The organism is Oleiharenicola lentus (assembly GCF_004118375.1).
Taxonomy (GTDB): domain Bacteria; phylum Verrucomicrobiota; class Verrucomicrobiia; order Opitutales; family Opitutaceae; genus Lacunisphaera; species Lacunisphaera lenta.
In genome coordinates this window covers 534,673-555,096 of record NZ_SDHX01000001.1, presented here as the reverse complement: position 1 = coordinate 555,096, position 20,424 = coordinate 534,673, and the positions used below count along the sequence as shown (strand labels likewise).

17 protein-coding genes are annotated in these 20,424 nt (G+C 66.8%); 8 read left to right on the top strand and 9 right to left on the bottom strand.

The window, feature by feature from the left end; all coding sequences use genetic code 11:
* Positions 1–9: 9 nt before the first annotated feature.
* Positions 10–2,334, bottom strand: coding sequence for a TIR domain-containing protein (locus tag ESB00_RS02295; RefSeq protein ID WP_129046111.1), 2,325 nt, complete (start codon positions 2,332–2,334; stop codon positions 10–12).
* 2 nt (positions 2,335–2,336) lie between these two features.
* Complete coding sequence (locus tag ESB00_RS02290) at positions 2,337–4,733, bottom strand: TIR domain-containing protein (protein WP_129046110.1); 2,397 nt, start codon at positions 4,731–4,733, stop codon at positions 2,337–2,339.
* Between the two features lie 81 nt (positions 4,734–4,814).
* On the opposite strand from ESB00_RS02290, the gene ESB00_RS02285 reads away from it, so the two are divergent.
* On the top strand, positions 4,815–6,293 hold the full coding sequence (locus tag ESB00_RS02285) for a hypothetical protein (protein ID WP_129046109.1): 1,479 nt from the start codon (positions 4,815–4,817) through the stop codon (positions 6,291–6,293).
* Positions 6,294–6,558: 265 nt separating this feature from the next.
* Positions 6,559–6,882: a DUF4286 family protein gene (locus ESB00_RS02280; RefSeq protein ID WP_129046108.1), complete on the top strand. Its 324-nt coding sequence runs from the start codon at positions 6,559–6,561 to the stop codon at positions 6,880–6,882.
* 144 nt (positions 6,883–7,026) lie between these two features.
* Here ESB00_RS02280 and ESB00_RS02275 read toward each other — a convergent pair whose 3' ends face one another.
* From ESB00_RS02275 to ESB00_RS02265, 3 genes are all read right to left on the bottom strand, one after another.
* Entirely contained in the window at positions 7,027–7,989 is a 963-nt protein-coding gene (locus ESB00_RS02275) for a DNA/RNA non-specific endonuclease (RefSeq protein WP_129046107.1), read from the bottom strand.
* 65 nt (positions 7,990–8,054) lie between these two features.
* The gene (locus tag ESB00_RS02270; protein ID WP_129046106.1) at positions 8,055–8,876 is read right to left on the bottom strand and encodes a TonB family protein; all 822 of its coding nucleotides are present in this window, start codon (positions 8,874–8,876) and stop codon (positions 8,055–8,057) included.
* A gap of 5 nt (positions 8,877–8,881) precedes the next feature.
* Positions 8,882–9,706, bottom strand: coding sequence for a M48 family metallopeptidase (locus tag ESB00_RS02265; RefSeq protein ID WP_164975985.1), 825 nt, complete (start codon positions 9,704–9,706; stop codon positions 8,882–8,884).
* A 194-nt stretch (positions 9,707–9,900) separates the two neighbouring features.
* On the opposite strand from ESB00_RS02265, the gene ESB00_RS02260 reads away from it, so the two are divergent.
* Genes ESB00_RS02260 through ESB00_RS19530 form a run of 3 tightly spaced genes read left to right on the top strand, consistent with a single transcriptional unit; the run spans position 9,901 to position 13,469 of the window.
* Entirely contained in the window at positions 9,901–11,601 is a 1,701-nt protein-coding gene (locus tag ESB00_RS02260; RefSeq protein ID WP_129046104.1) for a tetratricopeptide repeat protein, read from the top strand.
* A 9-nt stretch (positions 11,602–11,610) separates the two neighbouring features.
* Positions 11,611–12,282, top strand: coding sequence for a hypothetical protein (locus ESB00_RS02255; protein WP_129046103.1), 672 nt, complete (start codon positions 11,611–11,613; stop codon positions 12,280–12,282).
* Between the two features lie 8 nt (positions 12,283–12,290).
* A complete protein-coding gene (locus ESB00_RS19530) occupies positions 12,291–13,469 on the top strand; it encodes a hypothetical protein (RefSeq protein WP_164975955.1) in 1,179 nt (392 codons plus the stop codon).
* Between the two features lie 214 nt (positions 13,470–13,683).
* Here ESB00_RS19530 and ESB00_RS02250 read toward each other — a convergent pair whose 3' ends face one another.
* The 4 genes from ESB00_RS02250 to ESB00_RS02235 are packed head-to-tail and all read right to left on the bottom strand — an operon-like array spanning position 13,684 to position 18,155.
* On the bottom strand, positions 13,684–14,727 hold the full coding sequence (locus tag ESB00_RS02250; protein WP_129046102.1) for a vWA domain-containing protein: 1,044 nt from the start codon (positions 14,725–14,727) through the stop codon (positions 13,684–13,686).
* The gene (locus tag ESB00_RS02245; RefSeq protein WP_129046101.1) at positions 14,724–15,788 is read right to left on the bottom strand and encodes a hypothetical protein; all 1,065 of its coding nucleotides are present in this window, start codon (positions 15,786–15,788) and stop codon (positions 14,724–14,726) included. The genes ESB00_RS02250 and ESB00_RS02245 overlap by 4 nt, the downstream gene beginning before the upstream one ends.
* A gap of 15 nt (positions 15,789–15,803) precedes the next feature.
* Positions 15,804–17,291 (bottom strand): hypothetical protein, encoded by a 1,488-nt coding sequence (locus tag ESB00_RS02240; RefSeq protein ID WP_129046100.1) that lies wholly within the window; start codon positions 17,289–17,291, stop codon positions 15,804–15,806.
* Between the two features lie 3 nt (positions 17,292–17,294).
* Positions 17,295–18,155, bottom strand: a complete 861-nt coding sequence (locus ESB00_RS02235; protein ID WP_129046099.1) for a MotA/TolQ/ExbB proton channel family protein — start codon at positions 18,153–18,155, stop codon at positions 17,295–17,297.
* Between the two features lie 131 nt (positions 18,156–18,286).
* On the opposite strand from ESB00_RS02235, the gene ESB00_RS02230 reads away from it, so the two are divergent.
* The 3 genes from ESB00_RS02230 to ESB00_RS02220 are packed head-to-tail and all read left to right on the top strand — an operon-like array spanning position 18,287 to position 20,423.
* A complete protein-coding gene (locus tag ESB00_RS02230) occupies positions 18,287–18,940 on the top strand; it encodes a hypothetical protein (RefSeq protein ID WP_129046098.1) in 654 nt (217 codons plus the stop codon).
* Positions 18,941–18,978: 38 nt separating this feature from the next.
* The gene (locus tag ESB00_RS02225) at positions 18,979–19,734 is read left to right on the top strand and encodes a DUF4136 domain-containing protein (RefSeq protein ID WP_129046097.1); all 756 of its coding nucleotides are present in this window, start codon (positions 18,979–18,981) and stop codon (positions 19,732–19,734) included.
* 59 nt (positions 19,735–19,793) lie between these two features.
* Positions 19,794–20,423: a hypothetical protein gene (locus ESB00_RS02220; protein ID WP_129046096.1), complete on the top strand. Its 630-nt coding sequence runs from the start codon at positions 19,794–19,796 to the stop codon at positions 20,421–20,423.
* Position 20,424 lies beyond the last annotated feature (1 nt).

Here is a 20,424-nt window from a genome sequence, read left to right as displayed (position 1 = left end):
TCCCGGCGCTCAGAACAGCGGTTCGTTGTTCTTCGGGTCGTTGAGCAGGGCCTCGAAGCGCGGGTCGCCGCGCAGCGAGCTCCAATCCCGTTTAATCACGTGAATGTTCAGGCCGTTGGGACACGGCACCTTCAGGAGCCGGGTGTATTCGGCCAGCGCTTTTTCCTTTTCTCCCACCAAGTCGTAAACGGTCGCGCGGTTGATCGCATAACGGGCCCCGTCCAGCGCATCCCGGGATTCCGGCAGGAGGGAGACGTAGCGTTCGGCGAGCCGGAGGGCTTCCTGCTTGTTGCCGAGCATGGCCTCCATGTCGGCCAGGTTCGTGAGGTAGTTCAGGTTGGCCGGCTCCTTCGCCACCAAGTCGCGCAATTGGGCGGGATGGTCCCCCAGCCGGGCGATCGCTCCGGCCCGGTCGCCCGCAGCAAAATAAAGATAGGCCTGGTCAGCGGCCTGCATCCAGTGCGGCACCCCGTTGCCCTCAAAGAGGGGCTGGAGCTTGGCCAAGCGGATGGCCTCCGCCAGATCGCCCTTGCGCGCCGCCCAGCGCAGTCGCAGCGCAATGATTTCCGGAGTCTCCTGCTTTTCCCGCGGCCAGGAGGCGAGCAGGGCGTCGCCCTCCGCGGTCGAGCCGGTGGCGAGGAAGGTGGCCAGCGCGAGGCTGCCCACGGCCTCCTCGTCGTCGGGCAGCAGGGCGATGAGGCGTCGATGGGCGGCCAGCAGTTCGTCCCAGCGCCGGCCGGCCACCAGCGTGGCCATATGGTTGCGAAGGAAGAAAATATTAGCCGGGTCCAGCTCGCAGGCCCGGCGGGAGTTGGCCAGCGACTGGGCCCATTGCCCCTGCCGGCGCTGGATCAGGGCGAGGGAACTGAAGACGACCGGGGAGTTGGGCTGGAGCCGGGCAAGTCGTTCGTATTGTTCGGTCGCCCGCCCATAATCCCGGAAGCCGTAGTAGTGGTAGGTGCCGAGGCTGCCGATGACCTCCGGATCCTCGGGGGCCAGCTTGACGGCCCGCTCGATCGCCACCTTGGCCCGGGCCAGATAGGCGTCCATGTCGGGGTAGCTGAGAAAATATCCGTAGGCGCACGAGGCCGCCAGCTCCCCCCACGCCTGGGCAAAGGCAGGATCCAAGTCCACGGCCTGCTGCAGCAACGCGATCTGCCGGAGGCGGGCCGCGATGGTGTTGTTCTCCCGGTTGAGAATGTCGCGCGCGCGGAGGAACAGGTCGTAGGCGGCGGGGTTTTCCGTGGGCTTGCGCGCAATCAGCGCCTTCTCCTCGGGCGAGAGCGCGGTCTTGAGCGCGGCGGCGATCTGCTGCGAAAGCTCGGCCTGGATGGCGAAGATGTCGGTGAGGTCGCGGTCGTAGGACTGGGCCCAGACGTGCTCGTCCGTCGCGGCGTGGATCAGCTGGCCGGTGACGCGCACCTTGTTGCCCGCGCGCCGCACGCTGCCCTCGAGGATGTAGGTCACGCCCAGCTCCTGCGCGATCTGCTTCATGGGCTTGGTCGTGGCCCGGTAGGCCATGACCGAGGTGCGCGAGACGACGCGCAGCTCGCGCACGAGCGCGAGGTTGGTGAGGATGTCCTCGTGGATGCCGTCGGTGAAGAACGCGCTGTCCTTTTCCTCGCTCATGTTCGTGAACGGGATCACCGCGATGGATTTGTCGGCCGGCTTCGCCGCGGGAGCAGGGGGCAGGGAGGAGGGTTCAGGCGCAGCGGGAGTGGAAGCCGGAGACGGGAGACTGGAGGCTGGGGCTGGTCGGCGGAACACACCCAGCGCCACGGCCACGCCGATGATCACGGCGATCAGCGCACCCCAGGTCCAGCCGGGGACGCCCTTTTTCGCGGGAACCGGCGCGGCCGCCGGGTGCATCGGCGGATTCGAACGCATGGGGGCGGCTCCCTTTCCTTCCAGCAACCGCCGGACCTGCTCGATGAAGGCGGTCGTGGGCTGCCCACCCGGCAAGCGGGTCCACTGCGCCCGGCTGAAAGAATCGGGGACGGTGGCGCCCGTCTCCGGGGTGCCGTCGATCACCACCGGCACGATGAACGACTTGCCCGCCGCCATCAGGTGCGAACGGTCGTCCGCCAGCTTCCACTCCAGCCGGAAATAGGCCTCGTCCCGGGCCTGGGTTGTCGCCGAGATCACCGGGACGAACAGGCCACAGGTCTTGATCTGACCGCGGATCTTGGCATCCCACTGGTCGCCGCCGCGCAGCTCGCTCATGTCGAACCAGACCTCGATGCCGAAGCCCCGCAGCGCGCCTGCGATGAGCTGGGCCGCCGCCGCATCCTCGCGGGCGTAACTCAGGAAAACCGCTTTGCCGGTGTCGCTCATGGTCAGAACAGCGGCTCGTTGTTCTTCGGGTCGGCCAGCAGGGCCTGAAAACGTGGATCCTTGCGGAGGGCCGGGCTCAGCGAGTGCTTGTCCAACTTCAGGCCCTCGACGCTCAGCATGCTGGGGACAGAGAGCAGGCGCTTATACTCGGCGAGCGCCCGCTCATGGTCGCCCGTGAGATCGCAAAACATGGCCAGCTGGATGGACCAGCGCGGCCCTTCGAGGGCGTCCTTGCTTTCCGGCAGCAAGGCGGCCGCCTTCTCCGCCTGGCGGCGCGCCGCCTCCGGCCGGCCGTTGATCAGCTCCAAGGTGGCCACGCTCATCTGCGCCAGGACATTGTTCGGCTCGGCCTCGGCGAGCTTCCGGATCTCGGCTGTGTGCTCGCCCAGCCGGGCGACGGCTCCGGCCTTGTCGCCGACCAGGTAATAATTCAGCGCCGCGCGGAGCGCCTGCATGGAGCGGGGCACCCCGTAGCCGTCGAAATAGGGCGACAACCGGTCCAGCCGGACAAATTCCTCCAGCTGGTCGGTAAATTCGGCCCAGTCCTTGCGCAACGCTAAGATCTCCGGCGACTCAAGTTCCTCGCGGGACATGGCCCGGAAGAATTCCTCGCCTTCGCGGAAGGAACCAGTGGCGCGAGCCTGCATCTTCACCACCTCGAATTTCTCGAGGAGCACATCCGGCAACATCGCGGCGATGCGGTTCTGGACATCGATTGCCTCGGGCCAACGGCGGCCGTAACGGAGTGTGGCCAGGAGATTGCGCCAATATTGAAGATTGCCGGGGTCGAGCTGGCTCGCACGACGGGCGTTCGCGAGGGACTCGGCCCACTGGCCTTGCCGGCGCTGGATCAAGGCGAGGGAATTATAGACGACGGGCGAATTCGGCTGCAGCGCCGCCAGCCGCCGGTATTGCGCCGTAGCGCCGGCATAGTCGCGGAAACCATAGTAAAGATAGGTGCCGTAGCTGCCGATCACATCCGGATCTTCGGGCGCCAGCTGCAGGGCTTTTTCACTGGCCTGCTTGGCCCGGGCCAGAATGGCGTCGCGTCCCGGGGCATTGCCAAACACGAGGAAGGCGCTGGCCGCGGCCAGTTCCCCCCACGCCTGGGCAAACTTCGGGTCCATCGTCACGGCACTTTCCAACAGGGTGACGCGCCGCTGCCGCGTCGCGAGATTCGCGCCCTCGCGATTGCTCAAATCGCGGGACCGGAGGAACAGATCGTAGGCGGCGGGATTTTCCGTGGGTTTGCGGGCGATCAGGGCCTTCTCCTCGGGCGAGAGCGCGGTTTTGAGCGCGGCGGCGATCTGCTGCGAAAGCTCGGCCTGGATGGCGAAAACGTCGGTGAGGTCTCGGTCGTAGGACTGGGCCCAGACGTGTTCGTCGGTCGCGGCGTGGATGAGCTGGCCGGTGACGCGCACCTTGTTGCCCGCGCGCCGCACGCTGCCCTCGAGGATGTAGGTTACGCCCAGCTCCTGCGCGATCTGCTTCATGGGCTTGGTCGTGGCCCGGTAGGCCATGACCGAGGTGCGCGAGACGACGCGCAGCTCGCGCACGAGCGCGAGGTTGGTGAGGATGTCCTCGTGGATGCCGTCGGTGAAGAACGCGCTGTCCTTCTCCTCGCTCATGTTGGTGAAGGGTATCACCGCGATGGATTTGTCGGCCGGCTTCGCCGCGGGAGCAGAGGGCAGGGAGGAGGGTTCAGGCGCTGCGGGAGGGGAAGCCTGAGACGGGAGACTGGAGGCTGGGGCCGGTCGGCGGAACACGCCCATCGCCACGGCCACGCCGATGACCACGGCGACGAGCGCCCCGACGGTCCAGCGGGAGCGGCTGCGCTTCTGAGTCACCGCGGCCTGCTCTTTCGCCTCCCAGGCCTTGGCGGCGGCTTCCTTGAGGAAGGGCGACAGCGTGGGCGGCTTGGCGTGCTCGACCTTCAGCGTGGGTTTGCGCGGGGCCTCGAGCAGGCGCTTCACCTGCGCGACAAAATCGGGCGTCGGTTCGCCGCCGACGAGGCGTGTCCACTGGTAACGCATGAACTCCTCGGGCACGGCGGACTCGGCCTCGGCGGTGTCGTCGATCACCACGGGCACGATGAAGGTCCGGCCGCCGGCCATGTCGTGCGTGCGGTCCACGGCGAGCTTCCACTCGCGGCGGAAGTAACCCTCCGTGCGTTCCTCCGTGCGCTGCGAAATCAGCGGCACGAACAGGGCGCACGACTTGATCTGGCCGCGGATCTTGCTGTCCCAAGCATCGCCGCCACGCAGCTCGTTCATGTCGAACCACACCTCGAGGCCAAAGCCGCGCAAGGCCTCGGCGATACGGCGCGCCGCCTCGGCGTCCTCCCGCGCGTAGCTGAGGAAGATTGCCCGGACTCCGGTGTGCGTGGGAGTGTCCGACATAAGTTGCGCAGTTAATGGCGGTTAAGCTTAGTCCTTGCCAGCCCAAACCCACAATGGCACCCGTCTTGGCGCCACTCCGCCATGTCCGCCGACGCCAGCCAGCTTCCCCTTTTTCATGTCGTGGGCTTTTCGGGCCACCGTCAGCTGGCCGACCCGGCGGGCGTCACCCGGGCGGTGAAGACGGCGCTGGAGGAACTGCAGAAGGAAGCCCCCGGCGAGTGGATCGCCCTCTCTTCGGCCGCGGCGGGAGCCGACCTGATCTTTGTCCGCTCGGCGCTGGATCTCGGGCTGGGCTGGGAAGCCTCGCTGCCCCTGCCGCTGGTGGACTTCGAGCGGGACTTCCCGCCACAGGAATGGGGCGAGGTGAAGGCCCTGTTGGCCCGCGCGGAGCACCTGGAGATCGCCGCCGAGCCGGGCTCCCGCGAAGAGGCCTACCTGTCGGGCGGCTTCGAGATCGTGAACCGCTGCGACGTGCTGCTCGTGGTGTGGGACGGCCAGCCCGCCCGCGGCAAGGGTGGCACGGCCGACGTCGTGGCCTATGCCCGCGCGATGGGCCGGCCGATCGTCATCATCAATCCCGACACCAAGGTCGTGCGACGCGAGAACTTCGAGAAGGTCCGCCTGCACGACGAGAACCTGCGTTTCCTGAACGCGGTCCCCGGGGGCGACGCCGACGCAGCCGCGCCGGCCACCTCGCAGGCGCGGGTCGCGGCGTTCCAGAAGAAGGTGGATGACGCGGCCACGCACAGTTCGCCGCATTTCCGGCGGTTGATCGCGTTCACCCTCTGGTTGCACGTGTCGGCCACGGCGCTGGCGACGGCGGGACTGGCCTTTGAATGGCACTGGGTCGGGCTGCCCTGGGGCAAGCTGCTGCTGCTGCTCGGCGCGCTCGGCGTGGCCATCGTCGTCCGCACCCAGCGCACGCACCACCACTGGACGCGCTGCCGCCTCGCGGCCGAAATCACGCGCTCGGCGCTCGCGATCTGGGGCCTGCCGCGCGCCACGCGCCTGTTTGCCGATTTTGACTGGGCGGGGGTGGAGCCGCTGCGCCGCTCACTCGACGTGCTGCACCGCCGGGCTGCGCGCGAGGTGGGCGCGGACTTCGACACGTTCCGGCAGAAATACCTGGCGAACCGCATCGACGACCAGCTGGCCTATTTCGCCCGGCAGGAGGCCAAGGCCATCCCGCTGCTCACGCGGCTGCGCACGGGCTTCGGCGTGTGCTCGATCCTCGCGATCGTGTTCACCACCGGCTACGCGCTGGCCCACACCTTCCACTGGGAAGTGCCCGGCTGGGTGGAGCAGTTCTGTTTCTACTTCGCGCCGATCATGCTGCCGGTGCTGGCCGCGTCGTTCATCTCGCTGATCTCGATCAACGACCTGCACCGCCGCGTGGCCCGCTACCGCGAGATGTGCATCCGGCTCGAGACGGTGCGCAAGGAGATCGCCCACAGCCAGACCTGGGCCGGCCTCGAGCGCGCCATCACCAAGGCCGAGCGCGTGCTCCTGCAGGAAGTCTTCGAGTGGCACTCGATCACGAGCTTCACCGAGTCGCACTGAGGTGAAGAACCCGATCCGGGGTTAACCACTAAGAGGATTTCGCCAAAGGCGAAATCTACGAGATCCCCTCCGCCTGATCGGCTCCGGATTTAGATGTGAAGACCGCTGATCGCGGTCGGTGAAGGGCCTGCGATCAGCAGGCTCCTTAAATCAAGTCCGGAGGCGATTAGCCGAAGGGCATAACGTGAGTTTCACCCTTGGTGAAACTGCTTAGTGGTTACCCTCTGACTTGCCGCAGGGTGCCTCTCCCATAACGTCACCGGCCATGCCCGAGATTCTCTACACTGTCCGTGCCACCTGCAAAGATGTGCAGCAGCGCGGGCGCTTTCTCTCCTGGCTCACGCCCGGCCATGTGCTGCAGGTGAAGGCCGGCGGCGCCACCGCGGTGCGCATCGTGCTGTTGGATCGCGATAGCGAAACGGCTCCGGCGGTCGTCGAGACGCAATACGCGTTCCCGTCGCGCAAGGCTTTCGCCACCTACATTCGTGATCACGCCCCGGCGTTGCGCGCGGATGCGTTGAAACATTTCCCGCCGGAAAGCGGTGTGACCTTTGCCCGGCAGGTGGCGGAGATTGCGACGGAGCTTTGAGGCGGGACCTGGAGTGAAGGTGGAGCGACCTGCTCCTCAGGGCGCTTTCCGGTGCGGTTGTCCTCAGCGCGTTGAGGAGCCGTTTCGGCAGGCTCAAGGCCCTGAGCTCGTCGAACGGGCAACGCGCACCACCTTGGGCGAAACTCACCACGCGCGCTCGGCCCGGCGGGCTTCCAGGACGTCCTCGGCCGCGTCGGGTAGTTCGGGGAGAAAGTCCAGGCCGGTGCGGTGTTCGAGCTCGTCGATGCTCACGAGGAAGTCGTCAAGCCGGCCGCCCTCGGGCGTGTCCTGCGGGAAAAGATAGGCCGTGGCGCGCACGCGGCCGTCGCTCTCGTCCACAATGATCATGAAGCACGATTCGGGCACGGCGACGCGGCGGCGGAGTTTCTCCGGTTTCGGGCCGAAGACCGGGCCGGCGATCACCCAGACTTCGCCGAAGCGCGCGGGGTAGCTGTTCGCGATGCGTTGTTCGAGCTGCTTCCAGAGGCCGGCGTTGAGCGCGTGTTTCTGGGGAATGATGTTGGACATCAGGAAAGTCTCGCGCTGGGCGGCAGCGCCGTAGCGCGAGGCGATGGCGAAGTTCGGCGCGAGGTGTCCGCGATCGTAGCCGCTGCGCGCGTAGTCGCCGGGCTCGATGCGGGCGGAGGTGCGGAGGTCGAGGGAAAACTCGTCGGGCCGTTCCGGCGTGGCGGACGGCTCGATGTCGTGCAGGCGGTAAGCGGCCCAGAGCGGGTTGCCCAGCGTGTCGCTGTAACCGGCCACGTAGCCGAGGTTGGCGAGCACGCGCACGGGGGCGAGGTCCGGCCGCAGGTGCGGCACGCCGCCGTAGAGGTGGACCTTGTCGCCCGGCGCGACGGCGGCGACGTAGTCCTCGCCGGCGTAGAGCTGCCAGAGATCCCACGCGACGTCGAAGGCCGTGACCTGCTTGCGGCCGTCGAAGGCGTTGCCGACGAGCCGCGCCACCTCCTGCTGGCGCGCGGCGGGTTGGAAAAGAAACCAGCCGCCGATCGCGCCCCAGAGCACGAGGTTCACCACGAGGAACGCTTTGGTGCGGCGCAGCGCGCCGGGGATTTTCGGAGAGCGGGAAGCGGTGGACTTGCGGGCCATGCGTCGGTTTCAACGGCCGGTCGCCAGCTGGCGAACCGAAAAACATGGGAGCCCGGGCCGGGGATTCACTTCTGCTTCGCCTTCTCCGCCTTCGCCTTCGCCTTGGCCTTGTCCGCGGCGCGCTGGTCCTTGTCGGGCACCTTGAAGTCGAACTGGATGTCGAGATTCACGTGGATGGCCTCGCGGTTGGCCATCACCTGGGGCGGGAATTCCAGTTTCAGGGCGGTGATGAGGGCCGGGGCCACGAACTCGGGATAGGTGGCCTTCACCAGGCGCGGGTTGATCACCCGGCCCTCCTTGTCGATGGTGATGTTCACCACCGCCTTGCCGTATTTGCCGCTGCCCTCGAGCTCGGGCGGGTAGCGCGGGATGTAGAAATTTTTCGGGCGGGGCCAATTCGGCAGCTGGGAGGCCGGAATCACGGTCTCGCGCACCTCCATGAATACCGGCCGGCCCGCCACGGTCTCGAGGATTTCCTGGGAAGAAAGCTGGAACTCGAAGGGCACGCGGATGCGCATGGGCGCCGGCTGCCCGTTGATCGTGCCCGGCGCAAACTCCCAGAGCTCCAGCGACTCCACGGCCACGCGGGCGAAGGCCGGGTGCGTGGCCTCGGCCACGTGGATCTGCCGGGCCTTGCCCTCGGTGTCCACCAGGCACTCCAGCATGACCGAGCCTTGGACGAGTTCCTTCTTCAATTCCGGTGGAAAATCCAGCGTCACGCGGCGCAGCACGACCGGGGACTGCCGGTTCGCGCTGCCGGCCGACGCCTCGGCCGCCTCGGTCGCGGCGGCGGCGGCGGTCGCGAGCAGGGTCAAAAAAATCCCGCTGCCGGCCGCAGCTTGGCGCACGCGGCGGAACAGGGTGGCCCGGAAGTTGAGAGGTGACATGGTGACTACTTCACCAGCTGCGGTGCCTGCTTCTGGCTGCTCTGCCGGTAAATCTCAAGCGCCTTTGGCATCAGGTCGATCATCTGCAGGATTCGCTCAGGGTAGCTGGGGTGGGTGGAAAGGAGGGCGGGGGGCATCGCCCGGCCGGCGTTGGCCTGCTCGAGGTTCTCGATCACCTTGGGCGCCTCCTCGGGGTTGTAGCCGGCGCGGGCCATGTAGATGAGCCCGATGTGGTCGGCTTCCTTTTCCTTTTTCCGGTCAAACCCCGTGGCGCCGATGCCGGTGCTGAGCCCGTAGGCCTCGAGCACGGCGTTGGAGGTCAGCGCCCCGGCGCCGGTGGTGGACATGACGCCGCTCACGATGAGGCCGCCGCCCTGGATGGCCATGGCCTGGGAGAGCCGCTCGTTCACATGCTTGGCCGCCACGTGGGCGATCTCGTGGGCGAGGACGGAGGCGAGCTGGTCGTCATTGTGCACGATCTTGAACAGCCCGGTGAAGACCCCGACCTTGCCGCCGGCCATGGCGAACGCGTTGATCTGGTCGGGCGCCTCGAGCACGACGAACTCCCACTCGGCGGCGGGCACGTCCCAGAACGCGACCTTGGCCAGCCGCTCGCCGATGCGCTGCACGCGCTGGTCGTAGGCGCGGTTGCGGGTGACGGGGTAGCGTTTCTTGAAATCGGCAAAGGCCTCCTGGCTCACCTTGATGACCGCCTCGTCGGAGACCATGTTGACCGCGGCGCGGCCGGTGACCGGCACCTTGTAGCAACCGGGCGCCGCCAACAGGCAGGCAAGCAGGCCGAGACAGGCTGGGCGGGCGAGGGTGCTCATGCGGTGGATGGCATTACAACCGGCTCCGAGAAATAGGCACGCGTTGTGCATTTGCAAGCGGGTGGGTAAAATCTGCCCGCGCAACGAACCGCCGTTTGACTTTTGGGTCCTAAATTTTAACTTCCAGTTCCGCGCCCCCCGCCAACCCCGCAGTCACCGCGCCGCACGCCACTGCCAACGCCTCCCCCCTGTGTATGAGTGATTCATCGGATGCCTCCACCAACCGGAAACGTCGGGTAATTCATTGGGACCCGGATCACGGACGAGCCAACGGCGCCAAACCCTGGACCCTGCTCCGCATCGTGGGATGGACCCTCGGCGGCACGCTCGGGCTGCTCATTCTCGCGGGGCTGGTCATCCGCGGCGTCCGCCTCGTCGTCGGCGACCAGTTCCTCCGCCCGACCGCCGCCGTCCAGACGGTGGATGAGACCGACCCGGGCCAGGTCTTCGTCAGCGAATCCAAGGCGAGCCTCGCCCGCGAAAACGTGGCCAAGGCCCTCGCCGAGATCCGCCGCCTCCCGCAGGACCACCAGAGCCAGCTGAACCAGCTCATCCTCATCGAAAAATCCTTCCTCGACGGCGAGCTCCTGCTGGAGGGTCGCAACTACCGCGCGGCCTACGCGCACTTCACCACCCTGGGCCGCGAGATCGACGCCTTCAGCGAGAACGTGAAGCTGAAGCAGAGCACGCAGAAAGCCTACGACGAGGTGCTGGCCCGCATGCGCGAGCTCGACCGCGCCCGCCCGCTGGCCGCGCTGGAATTCGAGACGGCGTTCGCCTCCGCCGGCGCCGGCCGCGAGTTCTACCTCAACGGCAGCTTCGCCACCGCCAAGAAGCAGTTCGACGACGCCTTCGCCGCCCTCGACCGGGCCGAGCAGGCGCTGAAGGATTTTGTGGACGAAAACATGCGCACGGCGCTCGAGGCCGTGGCCGCCGGCGACAAGCCCCGCGCGCTCGCCTCCTTCCAGGCCGCGCTGGAAAAGGACCCGGCCAACGAGATCGCCCTGCAGGGCCTGAAGCGCGCCGAGGTCGCCGACCGCGTGCGCGCGCTGATCCTCCAAGGCGAGGCCTATGAGCAGAAGAAGGAACACGCGCTCGCCGCCGAATCCTACGGCAAGGCCTTCGAGCTCGACGCCTTCTCGGCCGTTTCCCAGCAGGGCAAGGCCCGCAACGAGCGCCTCAAGAAGGAGACCGAGCTCAACAGCGCGCTGGCCGAGGCCACGACGCACCGCGACGCGGCCCAGTGGGACAAGGCCATCGCCGCCTATGAACGCGCGCTCAAGGTGGATCCGAAGGACGAGAAGGTGAAGAAGGCCCTCGCGGAGACCAAGGAAACCGCGCACCGCGAGGCCGTGAAGACCGCGCTCGGCAAGGCCCTCGCCTACGAAAACAAATACGAATGGGAGCAGGCCCGCGGCGCCTACGCCCAGACCATCGAGCTCGACGCCAACCACGTCGAGGCCAAGGACGGCTATTTCCGCACGGGCAAGATGATCCGCACGCTGATGCAATACAACAAGCTCGTGGACATCGCCGAGGCCCACGCCCAGCGCGCCGAATTCCAGGCGGGCATCCGCTCGTTCAACGAGGCCATGGAGATCAAGCCCGCCTACCTCGCCATGACCGACCGCGTGAGCCAGCTCCGCAACGTGCTCAACCTGCAGAGCAAGCCGGTGGACGTGACCTTCCAGTCCGACGGCAACTGCTGGGTCTCGATCAGCAACTTCCGCATGCTCGGCAAGATCACCTCGCAGACCGTCAAGATGCTGCCCGGCAACTACGAGATCGTGAGCCGCCGCAAGGGCTACCAGGATGTCCTGCTCGTGCTGCAGGTGCGGAACGGCTCGACCCCGCCGGTGGTCAGCGTGGCCTGCACCCTCCGCGCCAACCGCTGACCCCGCGCCATGAAGCTTACCCCCCTGCCCTTCCTCCTCGCCGCCCTGATCGCTGGCGAGGCCGTCGCCCAGTCTTCCACTCCACCGGTCGCCCCGGGCGCTGCCACTCCCCGCGCGAAACAAAACCCGGCGGCCAAGGGCGCCGTGAAGGCCAAAGGGGTGCTGCCTGATCCCGAGTTGCTCGACGGCTCGAAATATGAACCCGAGAAACGACCGCTCTACGGCATGATCTCCGAGATCGAGATGGGCGAGCAGGAAGCCGAGCAGCAGGATCGCGTCTCGCCCAAATCTGGCCCGCAAAGCGCCTCTGCACCCGATCCATCCGCCCAGCAGCAACAGGGCGGCGGCGGGCAGCAGCAACCGCAACAGGCCGAGCAGCAAGGCGGCGCCTCTGCCCAACAAGTCGCCCAGGGTGGATCGCAAGGCGAGGCCGTGGGCGCCCAGGCCCAAAGCCTGCAAGGGCAGCCTCAACCGGCCGGCGGTCCCCAGCAGGGCAGCGCCCGCGACATGAAGATCGGCGACGCCACGCTGCAGATCCAGACCGTCCCGCAAACTCCTGACATGGTCGGCAACGAGCCAAGCAAGGCCCAACAATACGAGAAACCCGTTCCACCCGGCCAGCAGGGTAACAACCGCAACCAAGGCGTTGAGAAGGGCAAGGTCATCCCCAAGGGCCTCTGATGTCGCCCATGAAACGCCTCCTGCCCTGTCTCCTGCTCGGTCTGCTCGCCACCGGCGCCCCGGCCAAAACCGTCATCTTGCCCGTCGAGGGCATCGCCGAGCTCTGGCAGCTGGCGGAGACCGAGTTCAACGAGAAATATGCCGGCATCAACATCACCGGCCTCGGCCCCAGCGACGAGGGCTGGTATGTGCGCTACAAGCACGAGAACCTGACCTACCTCTTCGGCCCGCTCGCCGACGAGGATTCCGCCCGCAAGGCGCGCTGGGAACTCGAGGCCGTGCGCGATGCGGCCATCCGCACCCGGCCCACCCTCGATACCAGCGAGATCGATGTCGTGAAGTTCACCTTCAGCGGCGAAATGGGCCGGCGCGGCGAAGGCGGCGGCCAGAAAGGCGGCGGCGGCAAGGAAGACCACGATCTCGACGGCAAGCCCACCGGCGGCGATGGCGACATGGACGGCGACGGCATCGCCGACCACGAGGATCCCGACATGGACGGCGACGGAATCCCGAACCGCCAGGACGGCGACATGGACGGCGACGGCGTGCCCAACGAGCAAGACGGCGACATGGACGGTGACGGCATCGAGAATCACAACGACGGTGACATGGATGGCGACGGCATTCCCAACACGGCTGACGGCGACCTCGACGGCGACGGTGTGAGCGATTCCAAGGATGGGGACATGGACGGCGACGGCGTGCCCAACGGTCAGGACAGCGACATGGACGGCGACGGCGCGGAGAACGGCCAGGATTCTCAACCCGGCCAGTATTCCAACGAAGGCCAGAGCGTGGCCGACGGCAGCTCGCAGGGCCAGGGGCAGCGCAGCAGCAGCAACAGTCGCAGCCAGCAGAGCGGCCAACAAAGCGGCCAGCAGGGTCAGCAGAGCAGCCAGCAACAATCTTCATCCCAGCAACAGCAACAACAGCAGGGCCTCCAGGTCGCCATGCCCGGCCAGCCGTCGTCTCAGCAGGGCCAGCCGGGACGTCCCTCCCAGCAGCAACAGCAATCCCGGCAGCAGCAAAGTTCCTCCAGTTCCAGCTCCTCCAGCTCCAGTTCCAGCCAGTCCGGTCAGCCGGGACAACCGGGGCAGCCCGGCCAACCCGGCCAGCCCTCGCAGCAGCAACAGCAGCAGAGCAGCCTCAACATCGTGCAACTGCTGCGCTGGATCCTCGGCATCTGAGCGAGGATCTTGCAGGGGAGGCGGAGCGACCTGCTCCTCAGGGCGCTGGCAGCGCAGCGGACATCCTCAGCGCGTTGGGGAGCAACGCGCTCCACCGTTTGGTTCCCATGGTTGCGCCCTGAAATCGTCTCGTCTGCCTGAGTCAGGCTGAGTCCGGCTGTGTTGCGCCCAGACTGGGAGACGCCGTAGTTTTGGCCGGAATACTGAGCCCGCCTCAGCGCCCGCGTTCCCGCTCGGCTTCGCGGTCGTCGCGTTCCTCGATCTCTCGCAGGGCGATGAAGGCGCCGCCGTGCTGGAAGCAGACCTCGCGCATCAGGTTGGCGTATTTCACACCGGTGTTGCCCATGGAGAAACCCATTTTGACCGCCGTGGGAAACCCGATCGCATTGATGATCACCCGGCGTTTGCCCTCCTCATTCTTGGGGTTCAGTTCGTCCAGACGCCGGATCACGGCGTCCGCGGTGCCGGTGAACTCGTCGCCCAGGATGAAGATGGTCATGCGCATTTCCTTGTCGTTCTCGTCGAGCAGCGTGCGCAGGGCGCGCACGATGCCGGGCACGGGATTGCTGTTGCTGAAGATATCGTAATTGAAGAGCGCCTCCTTGATGGCCTTGCGGTTGTTGTCGTTGTCGGGGAGCCAGCGCTGCTCGGCCTGCCGGCCGCCGAGGATGAAGCGTCCGTCGGCATCGAGGAACTGGATGCCCTTCACCTCGGGGAAGGCATCGAGCACCTCGTCAAACTTGCGCAGCACGATGGGCCAGATCCGCTCGGAGTTGGGGTCGCGCATGGAGCCCGAGCTGTCGATGATGAAGGCCACGTGCGTGCTGAAGGCCGGCAGTCCGATGGGCGAAGGCTCGACGGCCTTGAGCTCCACCTCCTTCGGTTTCTGGCGGGCGGCAAGGTCGGTCTTGATCTCGGCGACGTCCACGAGCAGCCGGTCGCGGGCCGCCTTCTGCTCGGCCACCTGCTGGTCGAGGCGCGCCAGCAGCTGCTTGAGTGTCTCCTTGTCCTGCTCGGCGAGCGTGGAATCCGCGGCGAGCGCCTGGGTGATGAGGATCTCCTCCTGGCTGCGGCGCAGGTCCGCGAGCGTGATGAGCTGCTGCTGGATGATGCGCTGCAGACGCTCGCGCAGCTCCTGCACGACCTTGGTCTGCGAGCCCATCGTCAGCACGAAGATCAGGATGATCGCCCCGAAGCCGCAGCAGATGCAGTCCAGGAACGACAGGCTGAAGATCGGAACGTTGGAGCGGCGGATCATGTGTCGGGCCAGTCGGCGGAGGGACTGACGAGCGCGCCCTTGGTGAAGCCGGCCAGCTCCCAATAAAGCGCGGGCGCACCGGGATCACCGCTCGTGGGAAAGAGGATCGTGCTCACCGGGATGCGCGGGGGCAGCTGGCGCACGGCCTGCCGGAGGAAGAGCATGCGGGTGTCATCGTCGGTGCTGGAGGCATCGGGGGAACCCTCGCTCGCCGTGGGGAGGCCGTCGGTGATGAGCACGATGGCATCGGGCAGCGTGGGCATGTAGCGCACCTGGTTGAAGGCCCGCTCGAGGTTGGCCGAGCCCTTGGGCACGACCTGGCGCAGCTTGGTCAGGGTCTGCTGGACGCCGGGGCGGTCGCCGCGTGAGATCCAGCCCTCGCCCCGGTCGGGCACCAGCGGGATCGTCTCGTCGTTGAAGAGCAGGATTTGGAAATTGGTGTCGGGCGCGAGACTGGCCACCAGCCACTCGAGCGCCTTGATCACGCGCTGCCACTTGGGCGCCTCGCGTTTCTTGAAATCGGGATCATCCAGCCGCGCCGCGGCCTCGTCGATGGTGTCGCCGAGCATGCTGCCCGAGGCGCGCACGATGAACAGCACGTGGCTGCCCTCCATCTGCACGCCGGTGAGATACTGGCGGCGGTCAACCTCGGGGATGGGCACCGGCTGCTGCTCCTCCTCGGGCATGGCCTTGAGGTCGGCCAGCAGCTTGGCCTCTTCATTCTTCAAGGCTGCCAGCTGGCGCAGCAGCTGTTTGAGTTCAGCGTCCAGCTCGTCTGCCTTGCGCTTGAGGTTTTCATTCTCCTGCTTCACGGCCGCAAGCTGCTCGGCGGTCATGGCCGCGGGACGCGCCATCTTCGCGAGCACATCCTGCTCCTTGGTGATCTCCTTCTCCATCTCGGCCACCCGCTGTTTGAGTTCCTCGACGGTTTCCTCGCTGTGGTCGGCTTTCTGGCCCGTGGTGAGGATGAACAGCAGCAACACCGCGCCAAAGCCGCAGCAGATGCAGTCCATGAAGGACATGCTGAACACCTCGGTCTCGCGACGTTTGCCTTTCAGCATGGCGGCGGCCCTCGCTCAAACCTGACGATGCGGGGCGGCGCCACCGTCGGGGCAGTAGGCGAACAGCACCTCGGTTTCGTGCGTCCCGTGGTGAATGGACAGGCGGTCACCGGGCTCGATGAGCGCGCGCTCGGCGAGCTGCGTGAGCGGCGAAGGCGGCAGCCACCAGAGGCCGTCCCGCTGCTCAAGCAGCACCTGCCCACCGGGCCCGAGGTCGTCGAACTCTTCCGGCAGCGTGAGGTCGGGCGAGAGCGTGGCGGGGCCGATGGTGAAAACCTTCTGGCCGTCGAGCGGATGGCCCAGCCCTTCGCAGAGCGCGTGCGTCGGCCGCCGGGCCAGCGCCGTGCGCCGGGCTTTGACCAGACGGATGATCAGCCGCTCGGCGGACGGTTCCGGCAGCAGGTGCGCGGGCACCGCGGTCTCGACCGGCACGTCGTCAATCTGCGCGGGCGCTTCGCGGCTGGCGCCGAGCCGGGCGGCGCCGCACGCGGCGGCACCGGGCGGCAGATGGATGACGCGTGCCAAACCGGCCGCATGCAGCACCCCGGCCAGGCCCGGCAGCAAATCCGCGCGGGCGGTCAGGGCGACCGTGCAACGCGGCGCGCGCCCGGCGCTCTTCTTGAGGATCGCCTGGGCGCCCTGGAGCAACGCCTGGTTGAAGGCCGCAAGGTCCGTGGCCAGCTGGTCGCGGGTGGCCACAAGCTCGTAGGTGCGCGTGCCGGTGTTGATCTGGTAGTGGTAACCCATCACGCCCGTGAGCAAAAATTCCTTGGTCTGCCGGTAGAATGCCTGCCCGATGCGCCCGTCCTCCTGGATGTCGAAGGTGGTGTGCCGCAGGAACCGGTTGGCCATCGTGGTCGTGAGGTGGCGCAGCAGGTCGTTGAAGCCCGCGTGCGAGACCTTCGCGAAGTCGCGGCGCGCGAAACGCCCGTCCGCTTCCGGCTGGAAGAGCGTGAGCTCCGCGCCGCGGAGGTGGACATCAATCATCAGCAGTGGCAGCTGGCGGTCGAAGTAATCGATCCGGGTGTCGCACAGGGCGGCCGACGCCATGTCCACGATGCCGGCCAGCGGCAGCTTCAGCTCGTGGGCCATGCCGAGCAGCAGGCCGATGCGCTCCTCCTCGGTGGCCGTGTCGAGGAAGTATTCGCCGGGCACGGCCAGCACGGCCTTGGCCGGAGCGCCGGCAACCGAGTTCACCCGCCCGAGGTAGTCCCGCAGGAAAAAGTAGGCGAGTTGCGAGTAGGATTGCGGCTTGCCGGCCGGCCCGAGCGGCGAGGCGTCGTGGGACAGCCGGCTCCACAGCTCGTGCGTGACCTGCTTGGGCCGGGCGTGCCAGAATTCCTCGGCCGGCGGGCCGAAGCTCGTCTTCGCGCCGTCCTGGTAGGCCAGGCCCAGCCAGCCCAGCGGGCCGCCGGTCTCGAGCAGCGGGTAACCGGCATGACCGTCGCGGGGGAAGGCCGCCTCGAAGCCGGCGTCACAGAGTTCGATGCCGAGGGTGCTCATGGGTCAGGCTCCCGTGGAATCGGCCTCGCGCAGCGGCACGCGCATGATGTGGACGAGCTTTTCGCGGCAGTAGTTCTGCAGCTCGAGGATCAGCGCCTCCTGCCGCGACTGCAGCATGTGCAGCATATACATGAGGACCATGCTGAGGATCAGCGCCACCAGCGTGGAGTTGAACGCGAGGCCGAGCGCCGAGATCACGCCGCTGAGATCACCCTTGATCGCCTCCTCCGCATGCGTGAGCGCGTCGCCGATGCCGCGCACGGTGCCGATGAAACCGACCGCGGGGATGGCCCACGCGATGTAGCGGATGAGCGAGAGTTCCGAGTCGAGGTTGTCGGCCACGAGCTCGGCGCGTTCCTTGACCGCGCTCGCCGCATCCTGGACGGAACTGGTCGCCTGAAAACGGTGCAGCGCCGCCAGCAGGAAATCCGGCAGCAGGCGCTCCTGCCAGCGGGGCGTGGCCTCGACGGCCTCCTTCATCTGTTTGTAGCGGTCGAGCGCGTCCTCCGGGATGATGCGCTCGCCCTGCCGCACGCCGATGAAGTCGTGCTTGAGCAGCGAGCGTTCGCGCCCGACCTCGATGAGCTTGTAGGTGAGGATGATCGTGGCCCAGACCCAGAGCGCGATCTCCACGGCCTGCTCGGGATCCTTGATGATGATGTAGATTGAGCGCTGGGCGGCCTTGTTCTTGTCGGCGGCCTGGCCGGCGGCGGCGAGTCGCTGGGTGATCTCCACCTCCCTGACGCGCGGGTTGACCACCGTCACGAAAAAGATCCAGACCAGAAGGATCGAGGCCAGGAGGCCTATGTTGGGAACGAGGAAGTCGCGGGAGAAAATACCCTTGTTGCGGGAGAGGATGGCCATGGTTCGAAGCGATCGGCGGGCGCCGGTTCAAGGCTGGATCACGGGGGTGCGATTGGTATCTCGGCGCCTGAACAAAAGGAGATTTGATAAAATAGCCAACACAACTACTCTGCCAAAAGTTTCCCTCACCCATGAACCACCCCCAAGGTGTCCACGCCTCCACTCGGCTGCGGCGGTCGTTAACCGGCAGCATCATGGCCGGCATTATCATCTGCGTCGCGGGCTGCCAGGTGGCCCCGTCCAAGACCGTCACCGGCGCGGGCACCGGCGCGGCGGCGGGCGCGGTCGTTGGCGGCCTCGCCGGCAGCGCCAGCGGCAACAGCAGCCAGGGCGTGCTCGCGGGCGCGGGGGCCGGCGCCATCATCGGCGGCATCGTCGGCCTCACGCAGGAAATGAAGGAACGCAAGGAACAGGACCGCCTCGCCCAGGAACGCGCCTACCAGCAGGAACTCGCCCGCAAGCGGGCCGAGGAGGCCAAGAACAAGGCGCTCCTCGACGAGGAGATGGCCGTCGCGCAGGGTTTCCAGATTTCCGATCTCGAACTGACCGAGGCCCAGAAGAAGGTGGACAACGCCGCCAACCGGCTGGCCAAGCTGCGCGAGGAGCGCAACGCCGCCCTAAACAAGAAAAAGGCCCTCGACGATGCCAACGAAAAGCTGCTGTCCACCGAGGCCGAGATCGTCCGCCTGGAAGAGGAACTCGCCCGCCTGAAGAACGCCCCGGTCGAGAACACCTCCGCCACCACCGCCAGCGCCCCGTCTGCGGATGCCGTCAGGCCGAACTGAGTTTCCCAAGTCACCTCCACGTCACCTCCCCGGATGGCATGAACTCAAGCCACCTCCAGCGAAGTATTGCGGCCGCGGCCGCCGGAATCCTGGTCCTGCTGCTGACCGGGTGCGACTCCAGCAAGACCTACACCGTCCAGGTTGACGCCATCGCCCAGCCTGCCGAGACCGGCCCGGCCACCGCCTCGGCGCAGTCCTACCACATCCGCAGCCAGAACCCCCAGCTGGAAGAGAGCAGCCTCCGCTACAAGGAGGTCGCCGACTACGTCCGGACCGCGCTCTCCGGCAAGGGCATGTATGAAGCGCCCACCCCCGAGAAGGCCGACGTCGTAATCGACATCGACTACGGCATGGATGCCCCGCGCATCAAGTTCGAGACCATCAGCCAGCCGATCATCGTGCAGCAACCCGGCCGTTACGTCACCGAAACGCGTTACGTGACCCGCCGGCGCCCGGATGGCACCTTCGAGACCGTGGAGGTCCAGACGCAGGTGTATGTGCCGGGCACCACCGAGTTTCTCGGCATGCAGGAATCCGTTCACCCGGTCGTGGTGTATGAGAAGTTCCTCAAGCTCTCCGCCCGCGAAAATCGCGAGGCCACGGAGGGCCGCGCGCCGCCCGAGGTCTGGAGCGTGAACGTCTCCGCCGAGGACAACAGCCAGGAGCTGCGGAAATACATGCCCATCCTCGCCTCGGCCACCGCCGACTACATCGGCACCAACACCAAGGAATCGAAGCCCGTGAAGATCAACGAGGGCGACGAGGTGGTGACCTTCATCAAGAAGGGCATGTAGTCGGACGACCCCGGGGGTTTGCAGTTGTCCGGCGATTCGGCCCGCGCCTAGCTCTTCCCATGCGATATTCGCGCCTGACCATTTCCGGCGGCCTGCTGCTCGCCGCAATTTTCACCGGATGCACGACGGTTCACGACGTCACCATCGACGCCATCAGCGACCGCAACAAACCGCTTGGCGCCTCCTACCACCTCGAGGTGAACGACCCCACCGGCGGCGTTGAGCCCGCGCTCCAGAACACCGCCGTGGAAGCCATCCGGGACGCCCTTGCCGCCCGGGGCCTTTACGAAGTCCCGGCCCGCACCAAACCCGACATGGTCATCGAGGCCAGCTACGGCATCGGCCACGGCTACGTGAAGATCGTCACGCAGCGCAATTCCGACATCATGCTCGGCGCCGGTCTCCTGCCGCCGCCCGACTCCAAGGCGGTGGTGGTTTACGACAAGACGATCGAGATCACCGGGCGCGCCGTGCCCGACGCCGCCGGCAAGGAGGGAGCCGAACTGTGGAGCGTGAAGACCAAGATCACCGACACCAAGCAGCAGCTCGCCCCCTACCTCGACGCGCTGGCCTCCGCCTGCATCGATTACATCGGCGAAAACCCGGGGCGGGAGCTCACCCTGCCCGTTGACACGAAAAACGCCCGGCTGCTGCTCGACCAGCGCCCCCCGACGCAGGCCGCCAACTGAC

Excerpts from the sequence above, each read along its gene's own strand:
- ESB00_RS02250 (WP_129046102.1), bottom strand. The coding sequence starts at position 14,727 with ATGATCCGCCGCTCCAACGTTCCGATCTTCAGCCTGTCGTTCCTGGAC.
- ESB00_RS19530 (WP_164975955.1), top strand. The coding sequence starts at position 12,291 with ATGAAACGCCTCCTGCCCTGTCTCCTGCTCGGTCTGCTCGCCACCGGC.
- ESB00_RS02265 (WP_164975985.1), bottom strand. The coding sequence starts at position 9,706 with ATGAGCACCCTCGCCCGCCCAGCCTGTCTCGGCCTGCTTGCCTGCCTG.
- ESB00_RS02270 (WP_129046106.1), bottom strand. The coding sequence starts at position 8,876 with ATGTCACCTCTCAACTTCCGGGCCACCCTGTTCCGCCGCGTGCGCCAA.
- ESB00_RS02255 (WP_129046103.1), top strand. The coding sequence starts at position 11,611 with ATGAAGCTTACCCCCCTGCCCTTCCTCCTCGCCGCCCTGATCGCTGGC.
- ESB00_RS02280 (WP_129046108.1), top strand. The coding sequence starts at position 6,559 with ATGCCCGAGATTCTCTACACTGTCCGTGCCACCTGCAAAGATGTGCAG.
- ESB00_RS02225 (WP_129046097.1), top strand. The coding sequence starts at position 18,979 with ATGAACTCAAGCCACCTCCAGCGAAGTATTGCGGCCGCGGCCGCCGGA.
- ESB00_RS02220 (WP_129046096.1), top strand. The coding sequence starts at position 19,794 with ATGCGATATTCGCGCCTGACCATTTCCGGCGGCCTGCTGCTCGCCGCA.
- ESB00_RS02235 (WP_129046099.1), bottom strand. The coding sequence starts at position 18,155 with ATGGCCATCCTCTCCCGCAACAAGGGTATTTTCTCCCGCGACTTCCTC.
- ESB00_RS02295 (WP_129046111.1), bottom strand. The coding sequence starts at position 2,334 with ATGAGCGACACCGGCAAAGCGGTTTTCCTGAGTTACGCCCGCGAGGAT.
- ESB00_RS02285 (WP_129046109.1), top strand. The coding sequence starts at position 4,815 with ATGTCCGCCGACGCCAGCCAGCTTCCCCTTTTTCATGTCGTGGGCTTT.
- ESB00_RS02240 (WP_129046100.1), bottom strand. The coding sequence starts at position 17,291 with ATGAGCACCCTCGGCATCGAACTCTGTGACGCCGGCTTCGAGGCGGCC.
- ESB00_RS02245 (WP_129046101.1), bottom strand. The coding sequence starts at position 15,788 with ATGCTGAAAGGCAAACGTCGCGAGACCGAGGTGTTCAGCATGTCCTTC.
- ESB00_RS02230 (WP_129046098.1), top strand. The coding sequence starts at position 18,287 with ATGAACCACCCCCAAGGTGTCCACGCCTCCACTCGGCTGCGGCGGTCG.
- ESB00_RS02290 (WP_129046110.1), bottom strand. The coding sequence starts at position 4,733 with ATGTCGGACACTCCCACGCACACCGGAGTCCGGGCAATCTTCCTCAGC.
- ESB00_RS02275 (WP_129046107.1), bottom strand. The coding sequence starts at position 7,989 with ATGGCCCGCAAGTCCACCGCTTCCCGCTCTCCGAAAATCCCCGGCGCG.
- ESB00_RS02260 (WP_129046104.1), top strand. The coding sequence starts at position 9,901 with ATGAGTGATTCATCGGATGCCTCCACCAACCGGAAACGTCGGGTAATT.